The 18,767-nt window shown below is 34.9% G+C and carries 16 protein-coding genes and 1 other RNA gene; 6 read left to right on the forward strand and 11 right to left on the reverse strand.

What is annotated here, in order from left to right; all coding sequences use genetic code 11:
- The coding region (locus EDC37_RS11705) for a pyridoxamine 5'-phosphate oxidase family protein (RefSeq protein WP_132551562.1) at positions 1 to 508 on the reverse strand (508 nt) is incomplete at its 3' end.
- 93 nt (positions 509 to 601) lie between these two features.
- On the opposite strand from EDC37_RS11705, the gene EDC37_RS11710 reads away from it, so the two are divergent.
- Both EDC37_RS11710 and EDC37_RS11715 read left to right on the forward strand, forming a co-directional pair.
- Complete coding sequence (locus tag EDC37_RS11710) at positions 602 to 1,543, forward strand: helix-turn-helix transcriptional regulator (RefSeq protein ID WP_132551564.1); 942 nt, start codon at positions 602 to 604, stop codon at positions 1,541 to 1,543.
- 172 nt (positions 1,544 to 1,715) lie between these two features.
- Positions 1,716 to 3,014 carry an ABC transporter transmembrane domain-containing protein gene (locus EDC37_RS11715; RefSeq protein WP_132551566.1) on the forward strand — a complete coding sequence of 433 codons (1,299 nt, stop codon included), beginning with the start codon at positions 1,716 to 1,718 and terminating at the stop codon, positions 3,012 to 3,014.
- A gap of 32 nt (positions 3,015 to 3,046) precedes the next feature.
- On the opposite strand, the gene istB is transcribed toward EDC37_RS11715, so the two are convergent.
- Both istB and istA read right to left on the reverse strand, forming a co-directional pair.
- A complete protein-coding gene (gene istB, locus EDC37_RS11720) occupies positions 3,047 to 3,799 on the reverse strand; it encodes an IS21-like element helper ATPase IstB (protein WP_132551568.1) in 753 nt (250 codons plus the stop codon).
- Positions 3,781 to 5,214, reverse strand: a complete 1,434-nt coding sequence (gene istA / locus EDC37_RS11725) for an IS21 family transposase (protein WP_132551570.1) — start codon at positions 5,212 to 5,214, stop codon at positions 3,781 to 3,783. Before istA ends, istB begins: the two co-directional genes overlap by 19 nt.
- A 96-nt stretch (positions 5,215 to 5,310) precedes the next feature.
- On the opposite strand from istA, the gene EDC37_RS11730 reads away from it, so the two are divergent.
- The gene (locus EDC37_RS11730; protein WP_231039968.1) at positions 5,311 to 5,847 is read left to right on the forward strand and encodes an ATP-binding cassette domain-containing protein; all 537 of its coding nucleotides are present in this window, start codon (positions 5,311 to 5,313) and stop codon (positions 5,845 to 5,847) included.
- Between the two features lie 512 nt (positions 5,848 to 6,359).
- Here the strand turns inward: EDC37_RS11730 and ssrA are convergent.
- The 3 genes from ssrA to EDC37_RS11745 form a co-directional block, all read right to left on the reverse strand.
- Positions 6,360 to 6,710: a transfer-messenger RNA gene (ssrA, locus tag EDC37_RS11735) on the reverse strand.
- 658 nt (positions 6,711 to 7,368) lie between these two features.
- Positions 7,369 to 10,152, reverse strand: coding sequence for a flagellin N-terminal helical domain-containing protein (locus tag EDC37_RS11740; protein WP_165874518.1), 2,784 nt, complete (start codon positions 10,150 to 10,152; stop codon positions 7,369 to 7,371).
- Between the two features lie 327 nt (positions 10,153 to 10,479).
- The gene (locus tag EDC37_RS11745; RefSeq protein WP_132551576.1) at positions 10,480 to 11,367 is read right to left on the reverse strand and encodes a LysR family transcriptional regulator; all 888 of its coding nucleotides are present in this window, start codon (positions 11,365 to 11,367) and stop codon (positions 10,480 to 10,482) included.
- A 108-nt stretch (positions 11,368 to 11,475) separates the two neighbouring features.
- On the opposite strand from EDC37_RS11745, the gene EDC37_RS11750 reads away from it, so the two are divergent.
- On the forward strand, positions 11,476 to 12,456 hold the full coding sequence (locus tag EDC37_RS11750; protein ID WP_132551578.1) for a YeiH family protein: 981 nt from the start codon (positions 11,476 to 11,478) through the stop codon (positions 12,454 to 12,456).
- 69 nt (positions 12,457 to 12,525) lie between these two features.
- Here the strand turns inward: EDC37_RS11750 and rpmA are convergent, their stop codons facing one another.
- From rpmA to EDC37_RS11775, 5 genes are all read right to left on the reverse strand, one after another.
- Positions 12,526 to 12,807, reverse strand: coding sequence for a 50S ribosomal protein L27 (gene rpmA / locus EDC37_RS11755; RefSeq protein ID WP_132551580.1), 282 nt, complete (start codon positions 12,805 to 12,807; stop codon positions 12,526 to 12,528).
- Positions 12,808 to 12,812: 5 nt separating this feature from the next.
- Complete coding sequence (locus EDC37_RS11760) at positions 12,813 to 13,133, reverse strand: ribosomal-processing cysteine protease Prp (protein ID WP_132551582.1); 321 nt, start codon at positions 13,131 to 13,133, stop codon at positions 12,813 to 12,815.
- Complete coding sequence (gene rplU, locus EDC37_RS11765; RefSeq protein WP_132551584.1) at positions 13,133 to 13,444, reverse strand: 50S ribosomal protein L21; 312 nt, start codon at positions 13,442 to 13,444, stop codon at positions 13,133 to 13,135. The genes EDC37_RS11760 and rplU overlap by 1 nt, the downstream gene beginning before the upstream one ends.
- Before the next feature lie 134 nt (positions 13,445 to 13,578).
- Positions 13,579 to 14,475 carry a YitT family protein gene (locus tag EDC37_RS11770; protein WP_231039963.1) on the reverse strand — a complete coding sequence of 299 codons (897 nt, stop codon included), beginning with the start codon at positions 14,473 to 14,475 and terminating at the stop codon, positions 13,579 to 13,581.
- 306 nt (positions 14,476 to 14,781) lie between these two features.
- A complete protein-coding gene (locus tag EDC37_RS11775; protein ID WP_132551588.1) occupies positions 14,782 to 16,059 on the reverse strand; it encodes a dicarboxylate/amino acid:cation symporter in 1,278 nt (425 codons plus the stop codon).
- Positions 16,060 to 16,845: 786 nt separating this feature from the next.
- On the opposite strand from EDC37_RS11775, the gene EDC37_RS11780 reads away from it, so the two are divergent.
- Together EDC37_RS11780 and EDC37_RS11785 are read left to right on the forward strand one after the other, a co-directional pair.
- On the forward strand, positions 16,846 to 18,219 hold the full coding sequence (locus EDC37_RS11780; RefSeq protein WP_132551590.1) for an ammonium transporter: 1,374 nt from the start codon (positions 16,846 to 16,848) through the stop codon (positions 18,217 to 18,219).
- 86 nt (positions 18,220 to 18,305) lie between these two features.
- Positions 18,306 to 18,668, forward strand: coding sequence for a P-II family nitrogen regulator (locus EDC37_RS11785; protein ID WP_132551592.1), 363 nt, complete (start codon positions 18,306 to 18,308; stop codon positions 18,666 to 18,668).
- Positions 18,669 to 18,767: the final 99 nt, after the last annotated feature.

Raw genomic sequence — 18,767 nt, forward strand, 5'->3', positions numbered from 1 at the left:
CCCACTTCGAACATACAGTCGAATCTGGAGCATAGTCAGTAGATGCACATATAAAATTTGAAGAATTACTGACAACTACCTTGACATTGAGCGTTAAATCGTATATTTCTATGTTTTTAAAATTCAAAGTCACAACAGCTGATTCAAAGGTAATTTCAAAAAGAACTAAATCTTTGCCGACTTGCTCTATCGTATTTTTATAACCGGGAATTTTTTTGATAAAGCATTCTGCTACGTCAAGCACAGTACGACTGCTTTTTCGTACTGTACCTTTTGCTTTAACATGCTCGTTGCCTATATGGGGAATTGTCGTAAATGCGACTTTGTTATTAACTTTAAATTCCTTGACTTTCTCATTATTGCCGAAAGTGGAAAAAAGAATCACTTTAGTGGTTTCATCGAAGTAGAAATTTACAATTCTTACATTAGGCTGACCGTCAACACAAGTAGCCAGTGCAAGCTCAGTTTGCATATTCATTAATCGGTTAAATTCTTGTTTTGTATTCATGTGAAAGCTCTCCTTTATTTTCTGCCTTATTTATAATATAATGCATAATGGTGTCAATTAGTGAACCCTTTTAATTGGAATGAGAAAATTTTCATGAAAAAAGCAGAACGTTTAAATGATATAATGATCTATCTCAATGATAAAAAAACATTTAATCTCAAAAGTATAATCGATAGATACTCTATTTCAAGAAGTACGGCGATTCGGGATATTCGCTCCTTGGAAGAAATTGGTATGCCGATTTACTCAATTATTGGACGCAACGGACATTACAGTATTCTTCCCAATCGGTTATTATCCCCCATTGTTTTTACGATTGATGAGGTTTACGCATTGTATTTTTCTATGCAAACGCTTACCGCATACCAGTCAACTCCTTTTCATTTAAATATTCAGAAGTTAAAACAAAAATTTGAGGGATGTATAGCAGATGAACGAATAGAAAAACTTCGAAAAATGGAACTGCTTTTTAATTTGGGAAGTTATCAAAGTAAAAGTGAATGTCCCTTCTTAAAAGATATTCTCCAAATAGCGGTCGACGAGAATGTCTGTGAAGTCAGTTATATAAAGGAAACTATAGAAAAGCAATATTATGTTCAATTTTTCAATATTACTTCCGCTTATGGACAATGGTATGCAACGGCATATAATTTTCAAACGGGAAAGTCACAAGTATTCCGGTGCGATAAAATTTTATCTGTGCAGACTTGCAATAAATATACGGCAAAGTCAATTTCTGAATTCCTCATGCCCACAAGAGAACTATTTCGGGATAAAGAGGCAATTGATTTTTTAGTTGAAGTTTCTGTTCAGGGAGCAGACATATTCTATAAAGAACACTACCCCTCAATGGAGCTATGCCACGAAAATGGAAAATACTATGTAAAGGGATTTTATAACAAAGGAGAAGAAAACTTTATCTCCAATTATTTTGCTTTTTATGGTGAAACAATTTTTTCTATCCATCCAGCTGCTTTAAAAAATCTTATACTTGAGCGGCTAAATGATATAAAAAATCATTTTGCTTCACTATAGCAATTGAACCATAGAGAATATCAAGCTCTCGGCCTTTCCGTTCTCTCTTTTTAATACATTTCGAGAAATATTACTCCGTATATGCACCTATGATAAAATATGAATATGGAATTTTATGTAAATCAGAGAAAAATAACCTTTATGTAGATACTTCATAGAAGGTCGATGAGGGGTGAGAAATATTTTTTCTAATAGTACAAAATTTGTGTTCTCGTTTATGCTAAAAAAATATTATTTATTTTCTTTTATTATGGCAGGGCTTGGAATAATGCTGTTAAATATATACGAACCGTTGCTGGCTCGGAAGATAATTGATACATCTTTTTCGATGAAGAATATAAATGATGTTTTTTACCTTGGAGTTTTGTGGTTCTTTGTTTTTTTATTAAAATATAGTTTGAATTTTATCAATGCCAAGCTAAATTTAAAATTTTCTTTGAAGGTTATAAATGACATTCAGATTTTAACTTTTAAAAGTATGTTGAAAGCTCCTATGCAATATTTTAAGAATAATTCTATAGGATATATCATGTCTAGGCAGACTGAAGATATTTTGTCCCTAGACGGAATGATGCTAAATAATGTAATAACCGGTATATTGGCGGCTCTGGAAATTACGATTATCTTATTCCTAATGTTTAATATAAGCATATTTTTAAGTTTTGTAACGATATTCATTAAGGGTTTTGATTTATTTATTAACTTTTATTTCCCCCTCAAATTACTTTATAAAAATCACAACGAAGCAAAAGCCAACCTAGAAAAAGAATTACAAGACATATTATATGGAATTAAGCTTATAAAATTATCTAATACTAAAGAATATGAAACAATAAGGTATGATCAAGTTTTAGCGGCATATTATCAGGCAAGGAAAAAAAGAGATACAGCCAATTATATACGCAATATATTATCAAGAATGGCGGTGGAGTGTAGCAATCCAATTATTATCATTATAGGTGGAGTATGCATTTATCAAAATATCATTACCGTTGGTGAAGTCATGGCCTTTATGCTATATTTTCAAAAGATTAACAGTTCCTTTGGAAATGCAGTCTCTTTGATTCCGTTATTTAAAATTTCTCAAGCATCTGCTGAGAGAATTTATGAATTGGTTCATATGGATAAGAAAGTAGAGCAAATCGGCATGAAACAGAATAAAATTAAAGTGAAAAAATGCATTGAATTTAAAAATGTTTGCTTTTCATATTCTGAACACAAAATTTTAAAAGAATTATCCATGAAAATTTACCCTAACCAAGTAACTGCCATTGTTGGAATTAGTGGTTCTGGAAAATCAACCATAGTGAATTTATTATTACGTCTAATTCATGAAGATTCTGGAGAGATATTGATTGATGACAAGAATATAAACGAGTTCAGTATTGAGCTTCTTCGTGAATCCATTTCTTTATTGTCACAAAGTGTGAATGTCAATGAAAAAGTGAACCACTTGGCAACGAATTTTTGAACCACTCTGGCAGCGAAAAAGTGAACCAAACGCTAACGAATTTTTGAGCCACTAGCATTTTTTAGGCGATAAGAATCGCCATTCATATTCAATACATGGGAATGGTATGTCAACCGATCTACCAGTGCAGCTACTAAAGTCTCGTTAGCAAAAAGTTCTGGCCAACGAGAAAACTCCAGATTCGTTGTTATTATGGTGCTGGCTCTTTCTGAACGTTCAGCTATGACCTTGAATAAAAGTTCGGATTCTTCCCGATTAAAGCTTGCATAACTTAGCTCATCCAGAAGCAGTAAATCTGCATTGGCAATAGTTTTTTCCAGTTTTCTGAGCTGGTAACCATCTTTTGCTTCACGAAGCTCTGCTGCCATCGTTGTTGCATTCCTGAAGATTACGCTGTAACCATCGGAACAGGCTTTTAATCCCAGAGCTATCATCAGATGCGTTTTCCCGGTTCCGGGATTGCCAATCATTACGACGTTTTCACGACGATGAATAAAGTCACAGCTTGCCAGCTGTTTAACAAACTCAGGCCGCACATGTTCCAACCGTTCCAGATGAAATTCTTCCATGGTCTTGAGCATAGGGAACTTTGCTCGCTTAATGCGACGCTTCAACTGGTTTTCCTGCCGGGAGGTGTATTCTCTTTTTAAAAGTTCTAAAGTAAAACTTTCTAAACTTTGCCCAGTTTGGAATTTGCGTACAACCTCGTCAATACGGGAGAATGTTGGCAATCTGAGTTGTTTGGCATAAAATAGCAACGATTCGGTTACGCCTGTTTCTGCCATAAAACCCCATCTCCTGCACTTAAGAATTGGTCATACGCTGTCAGATCTACTGCCCGTACTTGTACCGGATCTGTAATAGATATTGGACGCTGTTTAACGGTCATATATTCTGCTCTATGCATCCAAACCTCAGCTTCACCTTTATTAACACAGGCAGTAAGGATTGCCATAAGTTCTCTGCCGGTAAAAGCCATATCCTGCAACCAATGTATCATAACCGGATGTAGACTTTGCCGTACCGGTTTCGCATTAAGAATACTGCCCGGTTTGCGCTTTAGAATTGGCAGATAATGCGCCAAAGTCAGAATATCTTGTTCTCGGTCATAGCAACGGATGTGCCTTGCAATTTTTTCACTCTCCGCATATATACAAACGGTTTCAGCAAAACCCTTTACGGCAACGGTTTGACCCACATAACGTACAGGTACAGAATAATTGTTGCTTTCAAATCGTACTGTTGCATAAGGACTTACTCGACATTCGGTGCTCCGGCTGGCATCATAGCGGTAACCAGGAAGCGGTAGAAGCATTTTCTTTTCAACAGTAAGCATATAGTTAACAGTTTGCGGTTTTTGCTGTATTTTATGGCATTCTATATAACTGCAACACCATCGCTTTGTTAACTCATTCAGTTCATCCATACTTTCGACATGTGGGACGGGAACAAAAATGTTTCTTCTAGTCCAACCGACCAGGTTTTCCACAAGCCCCTTTTCGTTGCCGCTGGCAGGATTACAGAACACTGTTTTAAAGCAGTAATGTGCAGCAAGTGCCGCATATTGTTCCTGGCAGATCGCGTTCTTTCCATAACCTCTTTTTACAGCGACCTTGCCGTTGTCAAAAATAACACGACGTGCTACACCACCAAAAAATTCAAATGCATGGATCAGTGCATCAAGAAAAGATTCAGTATTTTGCCGACGGTAACAGACGGCAAAAGGAGCACATCTGTAGCAAAGTCTTGCACAAAAGAAGTAAATCTTCGTGCGCTTGTCTTTTAGATACACATAGCATTCACCCCAATCAATCTGCATAGCTTCACCAGGAGAGAAAACCAATGGAACAAATACATTTTTCGAAATTTCACGCAGTTTCTGCACCGTATGACGGATAGAGCTTTCTGAACCGGTAAAATGCATCTCAGCAACCAATCGGTCATATATGCGTTTTGCTGTATGATGCTGTTTTTTGTTATGTTCACGACTATCTTCAAGAAAACACTGTTGAATAAATTGAATAATTTGGGACGTAACTATTGTAGCATTTCGATGGTAATCTGCCCGCATTCCAGGCATAGTATTTCCTTCACAATACTTACGTACCGTATTGCGGGAAATACCTAATCTTTCAGCAATTTTATGCTGACTAAAATGATCTATGAGATACATGTGACGAATTGCTTGGTAATCTTCCATAGTGATAACCACCTGACTTCATCCCTTTACGATAGAATTTATACTTCTATTGTAAAGGATTTGATTTTTAATGGCTCACTTTTTCATTGCCATTTCATGCCTTTTTGGTTCACTTTTATATTACCGTTTACATCACAAGAAACTATTTTGTTTCATAGATCTCTACGTGAGAACATCACTTATCCTTTAAAAGGAAAGCCTGTTGAAGAGATGGAAATATTGAAAGCTTTAGATGCTTCTTTTGCCAATAAAATTATATCTAGAATTCCTGGTGGTCTTGATGCACACCTAAGTGATCGTGGCGATAATATATCTGGAGGAGAAAAACAAAGAATTTGTATTGCTCGTGAATTGATGAAGAATACAGATATTTTCATTTTTGATGAAGCAACTTCTGCTTTGGATTCAATATCAGAAAATGTTATACAAAAAACAATCCAAATCCTTTCAAAAAGTAAAACTGTTATTATTATTGCTCATAGAATGTCAACTATTCAAAATGCTGATATGATTTATGTTTTAGATGATGGAAAGATTAAGGAAAACGGAAATCACGAATCGCTGATGAGTAATAAAGGGCTTTATTATACGCTTTATACAGAGCAAAAAAATCAATTAAAGGAGGAAAATTAAGGTGCAATATGTATCAAAGGGAACTTTGAAGTAAGACATGGATGCGTTAGTTGGATAGTAAACGATCGATCAAACAGTATATAGTAATAATGCTGCTAATCCTGTATTGTAATTACAAGGACTAACGGCATTTCGTATATGTTTACTCATTACTGGCTACAGTTATTTTTTATTTTCCAAAAGCTTTAGCGTATTTTTATTGCATTGATGTCATACGTTAAATCCGTAGAGTTAATTGACGATGATAAGCTAAGGTTTTGGAAAGAATATGTTTCGGTGTCAGGAACTTTAAGAGGTTCCGTAATAGATTGATGTTTATTGCTAATTGTAAAAAAAGCAGCAGGATAATTCTCCTACTGCTCTTGTAATGTCTTAATTTTTTTATAACCCAACCATTGACGATGAGCCATAAAAAAAGAGAACTATAAAAGTTCTCTTATGTGCATCTATTAATGATTCAGACCGATCAAACGTAACAGGTATGATAATAATATTTTTGTCAATATTATTATTGGTGGAGACGAGGAGAATCGAACTCCTGTCCGAAAGCATTGCTCCACAAGTTTCTCCGAGCGCATTTTGTGTTTAAATTTCAGGCAATAAAGTTACACAAACAAAGCTTCATATTCCTATCTCGATAAAATTCCCCACTATTCTCCGAGAATTGAATAATGAGTATCTCGCTCTTGTCCTCTTTTTGCCTCACGCGAGAAAAGAAACAAAAGAGGTTAGCATTAAGCTGCTAAAGCGTAATCGTTGTTAGCTTTTATATTTAATAAAAGTGTTCACCTTACTAACGGGTTGATGACCCCCCGGCTCGCTTCTTATACAGCAGCTGCCTCCGTCGAAACCATTACGTCCCCAGATACAGTGCTTTTATTATAACAATCCTTACTAAAAATGTCAAATAATGCTTAAAATATAGTATATAGATACATTTTTTTTACAAAATAGTTAAAACATAAAATTCAGAAGAAGAACCAAAACGTTAACTATCCCATAAAAAATATTAGAACAAAGAAGAATTTTCCCATCTATTTTTTAAATTAAGCTGATTATGTGTTAAATATAGAACAAATAAAGAAATATACTTGCATTTTTTTATCAATATGGTATAATGTAGTCAAAATAAAGGCAGGCATTGTTCTTGATTTTTCTCAACAAGCTTTATTTTCATAGGAAAGAATTTTTTTATAGCGAATCAGCTATATTATAGAAGGAACTTTCTTTTTTAATAAAACATAGTATGATAATGCGAAAAAAAAGAGAAAAAGAAAAATCACGAAGAGTAAGTCGTTAAAGGGAATTAACGGCTTATTTTTTTGTGCAAAAAACAACGATAATAAATATAAAAAAAATACAAACTATATAATAATTATCTAAACAAAAGGCAATAACATTTTATTTGTTTCAATTGATCTATCTTACATATATACGGAATGTACATTTAAGCTATTACCATTAGTATACTGACTAAAAATGACAGTATACTAATGATAATAGCTTTTCGAAGAGGGATCTTTATTTGTTATTAGCCGAATTACCAAGCAGCGATAAAGAAGAAGCAGACAATGAATGAGTATAAAGTAAAGCGTATTGTCCTGTCTGTTCCAGAATGCTGTCTTTAATGTAATCCGCTATACCTTTCGCCATATCGGTATCACGCATAGAACTTTCCGAAGCAGTAGTGTTTTCATTTTCCGTGACAATATTATCACTTGCTGACATCAAATGATCTATTTGCGCACCTAAAATATTTGCTGCATCAGTTAAATAACGGATTCCCTTATCTATTTTTCCTTCCGTTTCACCGCCTGTATTTGTTTTTGTTGTACCAAGTAGCTTTTCTCTTGATTCCCTTGTCAAAACAGTGTATTCTGCTAATTCTTGCTCTGAACAGTTAAATAATTGATCTAATGATGTTTTGGGAATATCTACAACAATATTCATACTGCTCTTATCAGTATGTTGTATAACTATTTTTTTTACTAAGAGATTACGTTCATCACGTACAACATTATCAAAAACACCATCAGCAATTTTAGCGCCTTCTTCCTGATAATTAGGATAGCTGCTGACACTATAAAAGCGTTTATCATACAAAGTCAAAACACCACTGTCTTTATCAGCCGCAATGCGCATAAAATGATTGAAATACGGGTCAGTTCCTGTAAGTATTGGTTTTGACTGTTCATATATAGCCATTGCTAGCGAACCTGCATCCGTTACAGATGAAATATCAATAGGGATAGTTTTAATATCATAAGACGGTGTGCCGCTCTGAGGTCGGTCACTATTTGTACCATTAATAAAGCTAAAATTAAACCACTGATCATTACATGTAGCACAATAAGCACGGAATCCTCTGCCGTCTAAAAAATCTACCAGACTGCCTACCTTTTGTATTTCTTCCTGTACAGAATCTTTAGAAAGCCAGCTTTTGAAATCCAATGCGTATGATCTGGGGACACCTTCAAAGGCTTGTATTTGTGTTCCGTTGCCAGCCTTTCCTTTAACTGATGCAAGAAAGGATAATCCTATGGTTTTTTCATCGTCTATTATTGGTTGTATTGAATTACTTCCCATATGCTTCTGCAAAAAATTTACGAAGGCTTCTGTTATTGTTTCACCACCGGCAACTGAAGAACGCAATTCATTTAGATCAAGGGATGAAGCTGAAGAAATTGTAGAAATACCAGCTAATGACGTAGCTTTACTGTCTATGAACTGATAGCTATAGCCAAACTTGGAGATTGCTTTACCAGCAACATTTTTAATAAAATCTTCTAATGCAGTTGTGTCACTTTTGTTATATGCAGATAAATCAACATCAGCATGGGCTAAATCCCCATCACTTCCCATCACAAGGGTACTGATCTCTCCGCGCAAAGGACTAACGGCTTCATACGAAATTGAGCTATCGGGACGTGCTGGAATACCATCGGAAACTTTACAGCTATTGCCATAACTGCCAGTATAATCAGCTGTAAGTTGCATTTTCCCCTTATTAAAATCAAATGTTATGGAATTTCGATTGAAATGGCCGCTGTATTCTTTACCTACTTTATATATGCTATTTACCGAATCGTATGACATATCATTACCATCTGTAAATTGAATGTAAGTATTGCCATAGTTGCCATAAACTGTTATTCCTGTACCATTTGCCGCTGAAGAAATATCTTTACTTAAAGAAGCACTAGTTCCCGGTTTATAAGGGTCATCAACATCATCAGTCCTTCCTGAAGAATTTGTACCGCCTGTGAAATAGGTATCGCTTTTAAATAAGGATGTTGCCGGTGAAGCATCGCGTTTCGTTGTCACACTTGTAAAAGCTGAAGACTGCCAATCAGAAACGTTTAACACATTTGAATCAGCACTTTTTTCAGTGGACGTAAAGGTAACAGCCATAGAGGGAGGTGTCACTTGCGCAGTCGCACCATAAAAAGATACTTCAGAAATTTTCTTTGCAACATCATTTAGGGTATTGCAGCTGCTAATGTCAACAGTATATGCACCGGCAGGGTATTGTTTTGCCGGATTCATTGTCAATACATATGATCTTGTTCCATAAGTGCTGGATAACCTAAAACCTGCCCCATCTAAACTAGAAACACTTGTATATGGTGGTGTAGCTGAATTTATATCCAATGCTACTTCCTTGGGGATACCATCACTTCCCCCTGCTAAAGTAAGTGCAGGATCAATGCCTAAGTCAGGGATACTAGCAGCTTTTGTCGTGTATTCTGAAAATGTGTCAAAAGGGCCGGTTGTTTTATCCAAGGAACTATATGTATTGGGAACCAAACCAAGTTCATCACTGCCTTTTAGCAAAACTGGTGATTTTAAAACAGACCAATCAATTACTTTTTTACCAAAAGAATTACCATCGAGTAGAGATATGTTATTGTAATTTGTATCAGTAGAAATATCTTGTATTTGTGAATAATATTGATTTATTTCATCTTGGATAATCTTACGATCATCACTGCTGCTTGTATCATTACTCGCAGCTAGTACTCTTTCTTTAATTTTACGTAATAGGTCAATTTGTATTTGAATGCCACCTGCAGCTGTCTGGAGCATAGACATTCCCGTTTTTACATTTTTAGTATCTTGATTTAAGGAACGTATTAAAACACGCATTTTTTCAGAAATAGCGTATGGGGCTGGATTATCTCCTGCTGAATTTATTTTTTCACCACTGGCTAAATGAGCTGCTGCTTTATTTTTACTTTTCACATTTTTGCTTAAAATATCGCCAATTCCTAACGCTTCACATATACCTGATGTAAAAATTCCCACTAAATGCACCTTCCAATAGTTATATAGTTACTATTATTATAGCATAAATACATATACTATACTACTAAGTTTTTATAATCAGCATTTTAATTAGTACCAATTTTTATTTGTCTGTATTTTATCTGCATCAGTTACTTTGAAAAGAATAAACCCATCCTTATAGTTACATCAAACGTATATTAAATTGTATCGCTTTTTTGTGTATTTAATCTTAATTGATTAGCATAAATAATTTAGTTATATATGCAAGAAAATAGTTTGGCCAAGCATTATATTCTATTTTCACTTTTTATTACATAAGCTTGTCATTTCAAACATACTTTATAATTATGCTTTTAATTTCACCATATTTTTACAAAAACTTATAACCGTTTTTAGTCCTTCAGAAATATATTTGTTTTTATGATATACAATATGAAACTTGCGCTCAAAAATAAGCCCTTCAACTTTTAATTGGCAAAGCTCACCACTTTCTAATTCTGTTCGAACGGCTAGTTTTGATATTACACTGATACCAATACCTGTCTCAACAGCTTTTTTTATTGTTTCCGCATTATTATATGTTCCGATAATGTGATAGTTAATATTATGGTGGTTCATGACCTCTTCAAATAAATCTCGTGTTCCACTGCCTTTTTCACGTGTGAAGAAATCAACATTTTCTAAATCAAAAAAATTAATTTTCCTTTTCTTCGTTAATGGATGGTTATTTTTTGCAATAAAGATTAATTCATCATCCATAAACGGAATTGTGACCAAAAGGTCAGATCGGATACGTCCTTCAACCATCGCAATATCAAGATCATCTGCTAACAGCATATCTTCCAGCACAGCAGTATTATGAATGGCTGATGTAATATGACTTTCCGGATAACTTTCATATAATTTTTTCAGTAAATCTATCAAAACACATTCACCAATCGTAACACTAGCACCTAATCGGATATGATATGTATCACCAAAACGCCGCATTACTTCTTCAATTTGATCATTTAAATTAACAATATGCCTAGCATAAGTCAGCAATTTTTTACCAGCTACTGTTAGATGGAGCTGTTTTCCTAACCGTTCAAACAAACGAACATTATAGTGTTTCTCAAGTTCACTAATTGCTTGACTAATCGAAGGTTGAGCCATATGCATTTTATCAGCCGCTTTTGTCATGCTGTTTTCATTGCAAACAAAAATAAATATTGTTAAATGTCTTAATGTCATTATTTACCTCATACATAGGTAATTACCTATTATTAACATTTAATTATAATATTTTACATATACATATGCAAATGCTACACTATCTTCAAGAAAAGGAGATGTTCTTGTATGGATCTTAGGTTATTAAAAGGTGTTGTTTTTTCACTTATCTTCGCTGTACCTGCCTGGTTCCTTGGTAATCAATTTCCAATTATTGGTGGCCCTGTTTTTGGTATTGTATTTGGAATGCTAGCGGCTAGTTTCAAACGTCCGAGAGTAGTAGAAACAGGTATCAGATTTACAGGTAAAAAAATTTTACAATACTCTATTATCTTACTTGGTTTTGAAATGAACTTATATGTTGTACTGGACATTGGAACACAGTCTCTATCAGTCATGCTTTGTACATTAAGTGCAGCATTTTTGACAGCAATTTTTGTTGGTAAACTTTTAAAACTAGATATGCATACCACTTTACTTATAGGTGGAGGAACGGCGATTTGTGGTGGTTCTGCTATTGCAGCGATCGCTCCTGTTATCGGGGCTAAGAATAAAACTGTAGCTTTTTCAATATCTACAATTTTTTTGTTCAATATTTTAGCCGTATTTATATTTCCTACATTAGGCCATCTTTTTAATTTTTCTGATACAGGATTTGGTATGTGGGCAGGTACCGCTGTTAATGATACTTCTTCAGTAGTAGCAGCGGGGTATTCTTATAGCTTAGCGGCTGGTGCTTATGCAACAATCGTAAAATTAACCCGCGCTTTAATGATCATACCAGTCTGTGTTATTTTGGCCTTAATAACCTCCAGAAAAAATGCCCAAAATAGCAAATTTAATATTGTAAAAATTTTCCCTTATTTTATTCTTTGGTTCGTTGTCGCCTCTATTATAAATACAACTGGTGTATTACCAGCAACGTTATCAAAATTTTTAGGTAATGCTGGTAAATTTTGTATTGTTTTGGCCATGAGTGCTATTGGCTTAAATACAAATCTAAAGCAACTATTCAATAATGGTATTAGGCCAATTATTCTCGGCATGTCTTGCTGGATAGTTGTTGCAATTGTATCATTACTTGTTCAATTTGCAATAGGTTTGATCTGATAACGTAAGTTTAGTAAACGAAAAAGCAGCAGGAATAATTATCCTGCTGCTTGAGTAGATGCTAAGCTTTTATTCAGCTGCATATACACTGATCTGTCTTTTAGAACGACCGTTGCGTTCGAAAGCAACTTTACCAGTAATTTTTGCAAATAAAGTATCGTCTCTACCAATACCTACATTTTCTCCTGGATGAAAATGAGTGCCTCTCTGGCGAACCAGGATGCTTCCAGCAGAAACTAATGTGCCGGCATGTTCTTTTACACCAAGACGTTTTGCTTCACTATCACGACCATTACGTGTGCTGCTGACACCCTTTTTATGAGCAAAAAGCTGTAAATCAAAATTAAACATTCAATTCACCCCCTGCTATTTGAGATAGTGACATTTTTAGGATTATTTCTCTTTATTTCACGAAAACCAAGCAAGGCAACTGAAAAAACAGCTTCAGTAATTTCCGTTGGTTGATCCTGCAAAGTAAGATATAAATATCCTGGTCTAATGTCAAAATCAGTTTTTGATTTTACATGTTCAGTCAAACTTAAAATAACTGATTGAGCAAGTGCGGAAACAGCTGCACAGACAATATCACTGCCATAAGCGCCTGTTCCAGAATGCCCTTTTATGAGCAATCCCATAACTTTTTCAGCAGAATTGCGTATAACAGTTATTTTAATCATTATGCTTCGATTTTTTCAATAGTCAGCTTAGTATACGGCTGACGATGTCCTTGACGACGACGATAGTTAGATTTCGCTTTATATTTGAAAATCAAAATCTTCTTCGCTTTGTCCTGTTTTTCTACTTTAGCGGTAATTTTGGCACCAGTAACTATAGGAGTACCAATCTTCACATCAGCATCATTAACTACTGTCAGGACTTCATCAAAAGTAACAGTGTCACCTTCTGCAGCTTCGAGTTTTTCTACGATTACAGTATCACCTTCAGCTACACGGTATTGTTTACCACCGGTCTTAAAAATAGCGTACATTATTTACACCTGCCTCATTATATACTCGCCAGTTATGGTTAGCAAAAGCTATTAGACCTCACTGAGCGGTTGATAAGTTAGCCATCTATGACAAACTTATACTAGAGCAGTTTAACACAATAAATACATATATGTCAATACAGTTTATCGTCATATTCTTTCTGTTGCGCTATAATTTCCTGGGGAATAACATTTTTCATCGTAAAACCGCGTCCAGTTACTTCTGAAGCATCAGCAATAATCATAAAAGCGGTGGGATCAAGCGCGTGGACAATAGATTTGATTTTACCAACTTGAGTAAGACTCACAACAACGAACATGACATTTTTGGGTTGGCGGGTAAAAGCACCTTCTCCACGAAAGAAAGTCACACCACGTTTTAGATACTGCATTATTAAAGGTGCAATCTGTTCAGCCCTAGGAGATATTATCATAATAGATTTTTTTCGATTAAAACCAGCGACCACCTTGTTGGTTATTTCTGCTGAAACATAAGTACAAATCAAGGTAAAAAGCCCTGTATTGACGTTAAACATAATCATGCCAATAAAAATTACAACAAAATTAATCGCAAATATAGCTGTCCCAACATCAAAAGAATAAAATTTCTTAATTACGGCTCCCACCACGTCTAAGCCACCTGTATTGGAATCAGCGCGAAAAATTATACCAAAGCCTATGCCGGAAACAACACCACCAAAAACAGAACCAAGCATGCGGTTATCTGTAAGAGTGTATGTTCCCAAAAAACTAGTGGCATCTATGCAAACAGAAAACAATGCCATGCCTATGATCGTATCAATTGCATATAACTTCCCAAACACCCTGTAAGCCAAATAAACTATAGGCAGGTTATATATTATCAACTGAATGCCGATTGGTAGACCAAACAAATAATATATAATAATAGCAATTCCACTCATACCAGATGATAGCAATTGTGCTGGTATTAAGAAAATATTTACCGCAGCACCACTAAGAAGACATCCAATAAAAATTTGCAAATACCGTCTGAGCTGAAGTACAAGCATTTTTTCCTCCATAAAATTCCTATTTATTAGCTAAGTTCAAGTTACTATCTAGAATATTAACATATTAAATGACGTTTTTGAATTAATTTCTTTAAAATAAATCTACTCAACTATTTTCCTTGTAAAAGTCTGCTTGCGAATAATAGAAAAATGCCAAAACAGGCTTTTACGTGCAGCTTGTTTTGGCATTCAAAATAAACTATAAACTATTTTTTATGATCCTTATTTACGAAGCTTATTATAATTTGAAAATATATAATCTATAAAAGGCTGGATCATTTAAAAACACCTTACTCAAATGTTTCATTAATGAACTTTAGGATTAGATGCTAATTGGAAGTTTTCAGTATAAGCTTTTTGGAAGGATTCCTTCGTAATATCTTTTTCCCAAAATGCAACAATAACGGTAGCAACGCAATTACCACAAACGTTGCATGTTGTACGAATCATGTCGAGAATACGGTCAATTCCCAATATGATAGCTACACCTTCAGCCGGTAAATTAAATGCCGTCGCAGTAGCAGCTACGATTATAAAACCAGCACCGGGGACACCGGCAATTCCTTTAGTAGAAAGCATCAATGTAACCATGATTAAAAGCTGCTGTCCTATAGAAAGAGGAATACCATATATTTGTGCAATAAACAAAATCGCGGCTGAACTATATAATGTAGAACCATCCAGATTAAAAGAATAGCCTGTTGGCATAATGAATGTAACAATACTCTTAGAAATGCCTAATTTTTCAAGATGTTGCATAGCAATAGGTAATGCGGCTTCACTGCTGGCAGTTGAAAATGAAAGTAACAATGCTGCTTTTATTGCCTTGATGACATGAAAGAAATTTACATGTGTAAGTGCACTGGCAACGCTTAACAAAATGACAACAAAAAGCAACGTTGCAAAAAGTAAGGATAAAATAAGTTTGCCAAGTGGAATCATCATGCCTATACCAAAGCTAGAAACAGTATAAGCAATCATGGCAAAAACACCAATAGGTGCAAGGGACATTACATAACCTGTTACTTTAAACATTACTGCTGCTACACTACGGCAGAGAGAAACGATTTGTTCTCCACCTTTGCCGATATGTGCAACACCTACACCAAAGAAACATGCAAAGAAGATTATTTCCAACATATCACTGCGGGCAAAAGCATCAATGATATTTGTTGGTATGATACTAAGAACATAATCTACCATATTAACCGTTTTGTGTGCAGCTTCTGCTGCTTGCGCACCTGCATCTGCGGATACCGAGATATTGACACCTACCCCCGGATGAACTATATTCATGACGACAAGGCCAATAAACAAGGCAACTGTTGTCGCAAGTTCAAACCAGATAATTGCTTTTCCGCCTAAACGGCCTAGTTTTTTAAAATCACCTGTTCCTGCTATGCCCATTATCAACGTACTAAAAATTAAAGGGACGATAATCATCTTTATCATACGAATAAATCCGTCACCAAACGGCTTAAGATTTTTGCCTATTTCTGGGAAAAAGTAACCAAAAACAGCACCTAAAATAAGCCCTATTAAAATTTGTGTACTTAATCCTGGCATTCTTCTTTTGGATTTCATAATAAATACCCTCTCGTAAAAAATATTTAAATAAGTATAAAAGCAGTTAAGTATTATTAGATGATTTATTAATGATATATAATAATAATTTATATTTATTGCTAATAATACATAAATAAAATTATTATATATATTAGACAATAATGTTAAAATAATATAAGAATATTAATATAATATCGCTAATAAATAACACTAAAACTGTAAATTTACTTATAATTCACAAGTTATTATTTTATTATTTTTCTTTATAATATGCAACAAAAAAAGTACTTGTATTATGTATACATTATGAATAAAACCCTTTATTTTAGGAGAAGTTAATAAAAATTTTTTTATACTTATAATTGTATTATTTATTTTGTCATAGTCAAAGAGATAATAATTCACTTTATGGAAAATTGTAAATTTATTCTAAAAATAAATCTCAAATCTAATACTTATATAGGAAATAATTTTGCTTGCTTGTGCATTACTATACATACTTTATTTTTATAAATAGTTTTTATGATATACCAATTATTTAATAAACCAAATAATATTCGACTTAAAAAAAATGAATGAAATACTTGACAAAAAAATATATAGATTATATAATCAATAGCATCATACATAAAGGCAGCGCAGCCTATATAACAGAAGTTATCTGTTATACGGGCTGCGCTTTTTTGTTGTATAGGATATGGTTGCAGAGAGCATGTATAGCCGCAGGTATTATGCATAATAATTTTAGAGAATTTAAATGCTATGCTGTATTCTCTTGCAGGAAAAAAGGAAGGAAAGATTTATATGAAAAAACTCTGGTCTGTGTTTTTATCAACGTTCATGTTATTGTTAATGATGACACCGATAGCCTTTGCTGCTACAGAAGAAGTTCCCAAAGTAGATAGCGGGGATACGGCATGGGTACTGATCAGTGCCGCACTTGTTTTTATTATGACACCTGGTCTTGGCTTTTTTTATGGTGGTATGGTCAGAAGTAAAAATGTATTAACGACCATAATGCATAGTTTCTTTATCGTAGGCCTTATATCCGTAGAATGGATTATATTAGGTTATACGATGGCATTTGGCGATGACGCAACCGGAGTGATTCCTGGTATCATAGGTTCCTTGGATAAAATAGGGTTGGCTGGAACGGCTGGACAGATTTGGACCGGTACATCAATTCCAGAACTTGCTTTTGTAATTTTCCAATGTATGTTTGCAGTTATAACACCTGCACTAATAACAGGTGCATTTGCTGAAAGAGTAAAATTTAAAGCATACGTTTTATTCATGCTATTATGGACTATTTTCATATATAATCCCATGGCACATATGGTTTGGGGCGGTGGCAAACTTTTCGAATTAGGTGCACTTGATTTTGCTGGTGGCCTTGTAATTCATATTTTATCAGGGGTATCCGGTTTAACGCTTTGTATCCTGATTGGTAAAAGACGTGGCTATGGCAAACTTCCGATCTTACCGCATCATCTGCCTATGACTGTTTTAGGTGCTGCCCTATTGTGGTTTGGTTGGTTTGGTTTCAATGCAGGCAGTGCATTAGGTGCCAATGAATTAGCTTCCAGTGCATTTGTTGCAACCCAGGCTGCCGCAGCTATGGCAACTGTATCATGGGTATTTTGTGAATGGATCAGAAATGGTAAGCCTACAACTTTAGGTGCGGCATCAGGATGTATAGCTGGACTGGTAGCTATTACACCGGCAGCAGGTTTCGTTGCACCTATCCCGGCAGTAATAATTGGTCTTGTTGCTGGTGCTGTATGTTACTTTGCCGTAGCTGTCCTGAAAAACAAACTTGGTTATGATGATTCATTAGATGCTTTTGGTGTACATGGTATCGGTGGTACATGGGGAGCTTTAGCTACAGGTTTATGGGCTACTACCGCAGTTAACCCTGCTGGTGCAGACGGACTGTTCTACGGTGATGGCAACCTTTTAAGTGCACAGGTAATATCTATTATTGTTGCGTATCTTTTAGGCAGTATAGGTACATTTATAATTTATAAAATCGTTAATGCTATTACTCCGTTTAGAGTAAGCGAAGCAGAAGAAATATCCGGTCTTGACATTGTTGAACATGGTGAACGTGGTTATTCCCATTCCCTGATGACAGGTGAGTCCCTCGGTGTTCAAAATGACTTGACTAAAACAAATTAAATTATAATTTTTCTTTAAAATCTTTGATTTTGTTTTATAATAATAAGCAAATACAATTATAATTTTAATTTTAGGAGGGAACGCAAATGTCAAAAATGACAAAGATAGAGATTATCACCCGTGCAAACAAGCTGGAAGAATTGAAAAGTGCCTTAAACAGCATCGGTGTGGAGGGCATGACAGTAAGCCAGGTTTATGGGTGTGGACTTCAGAAGGGGCATAAGGAAGTTTATCGTGGAAGAGAATACTCGATAAATCTTGTACCAAAAATAAAACTGGAAACAGTAGTCTGTGATGTCCCAGTAGATCAAGTATTATCCGTATCACAAAAAGTTTTGTGTACTGACCAGGTCGGTGATGGTAAGATTTTTGTTTATACCATTGACAACGCAATGCGTATTCGTACAGGTACCCAAGGCACCAAAGCTATTACTGATGATGAAGCTTAAGCATAAATAACTATCCACCCGCATAGCGGGTGGTTTTTCTTTTTCGGGCATAGCCCTTTTACACTGGCTGCGCATAAATGCGCTTTTTATTGGCCTGCC

This window comes from Pectinatus cerevisiiphilus, assembly GCF_004341685.1.
Taxonomy (GTDB): Bacteria; Bacillota; Negativicutes; order Selenomonadales; family Selenomonadaceae; genus Pectinatus; species Pectinatus cerevisiiphilus.

What these genes read in the sequence shown, in the direction of transcription:
- istB (WP_132551568.1), bottom strand. Translation starts at nt 3,799, where the DNA reads ATGGCAGAAACAGGCGTAACCGAATCGTTGCTATTTTATGCCAAACAA.
- EDC37_RS11770 (WP_231039963.1), bottom strand. Translation starts at nt 14,475, where the DNA reads ATGCTTGTACTTCAGCTCAGACGGTATTTGCAAATTTTTATTGGATGT.
- EDC37_RS11785 (WP_132551592.1), top strand. Translation starts at nt 18,306, where the DNA reads ATGTCAAAAATGACAAAGATAGAGATTATCACCCGTGCAAACAAGCTG.
- EDC37_RS11730 (WP_231039968.1), top strand. Translation starts at nt 5,311, where the DNA reads ATGCCTTTTTGGTTCACTTTTATATTACCGTTTACATCACAAGAAACT.
- EDC37_RS11710 (WP_132551564.1), top strand. Translation starts at nt 602, where the DNA reads ATGAAAAAAGCAGAACGTTTAAATGATATAATGATCTATCTCAATGAT.
- rplU (WP_132551584.1), bottom strand. Translation starts at nt 13,444, where the DNA reads ATGTACGCTATTTTTAAGACCGGTGGTAAACAATACCGTGTAGCTGAA.
- EDC37_RS11750 (WP_132551578.1), top strand. Translation starts at nt 11,476, where the DNA reads ATGGATCTTAGGTTATTAAAAGGTGTTGTTTTTTCACTTATCTTCGCT.
- EDC37_RS11780 (WP_132551590.1), top strand. Translation starts at nt 16,846, where the DNA reads ATGAAAAAACTCTGGTCTGTGTTTTTATCAACGTTCATGTTATTGTTA.
- EDC37_RS11775 (WP_132551588.1), bottom strand. Translation starts at nt 16,059, where the DNA reads ATGAAATCCAAAAGAAGAATGCCAGGATTAAGTACACAAATTTTAATA.
- rpmA (WP_132551580.1), bottom strand. Translation starts at nt 12,807, where the DNA reads ATGTTTAATTTTGATTTACAGCTTTTTGCTCATAAAAAGGGTGTCAGC.
- EDC37_RS11745 (WP_132551576.1), bottom strand. Translation starts at nt 11,367, where the DNA reads ATGACATTAAGACATTTAACAATATTTATTTTTGTTTGCAATGAAAAC.
- istA (WP_132551570.1), bottom strand. Translation starts at nt 5,214, where the DNA reads ATGGAAGATTACCAAGCAATTCGTCACATGTATCTCATAGATCATTTT.
- EDC37_RS11760 (WP_132551582.1), bottom strand. Translation starts at nt 13,133, where the DNA reads ATGATTAAAATAACTGTTATACGCAATTCTGCTGAAAAAGTTATGGGA.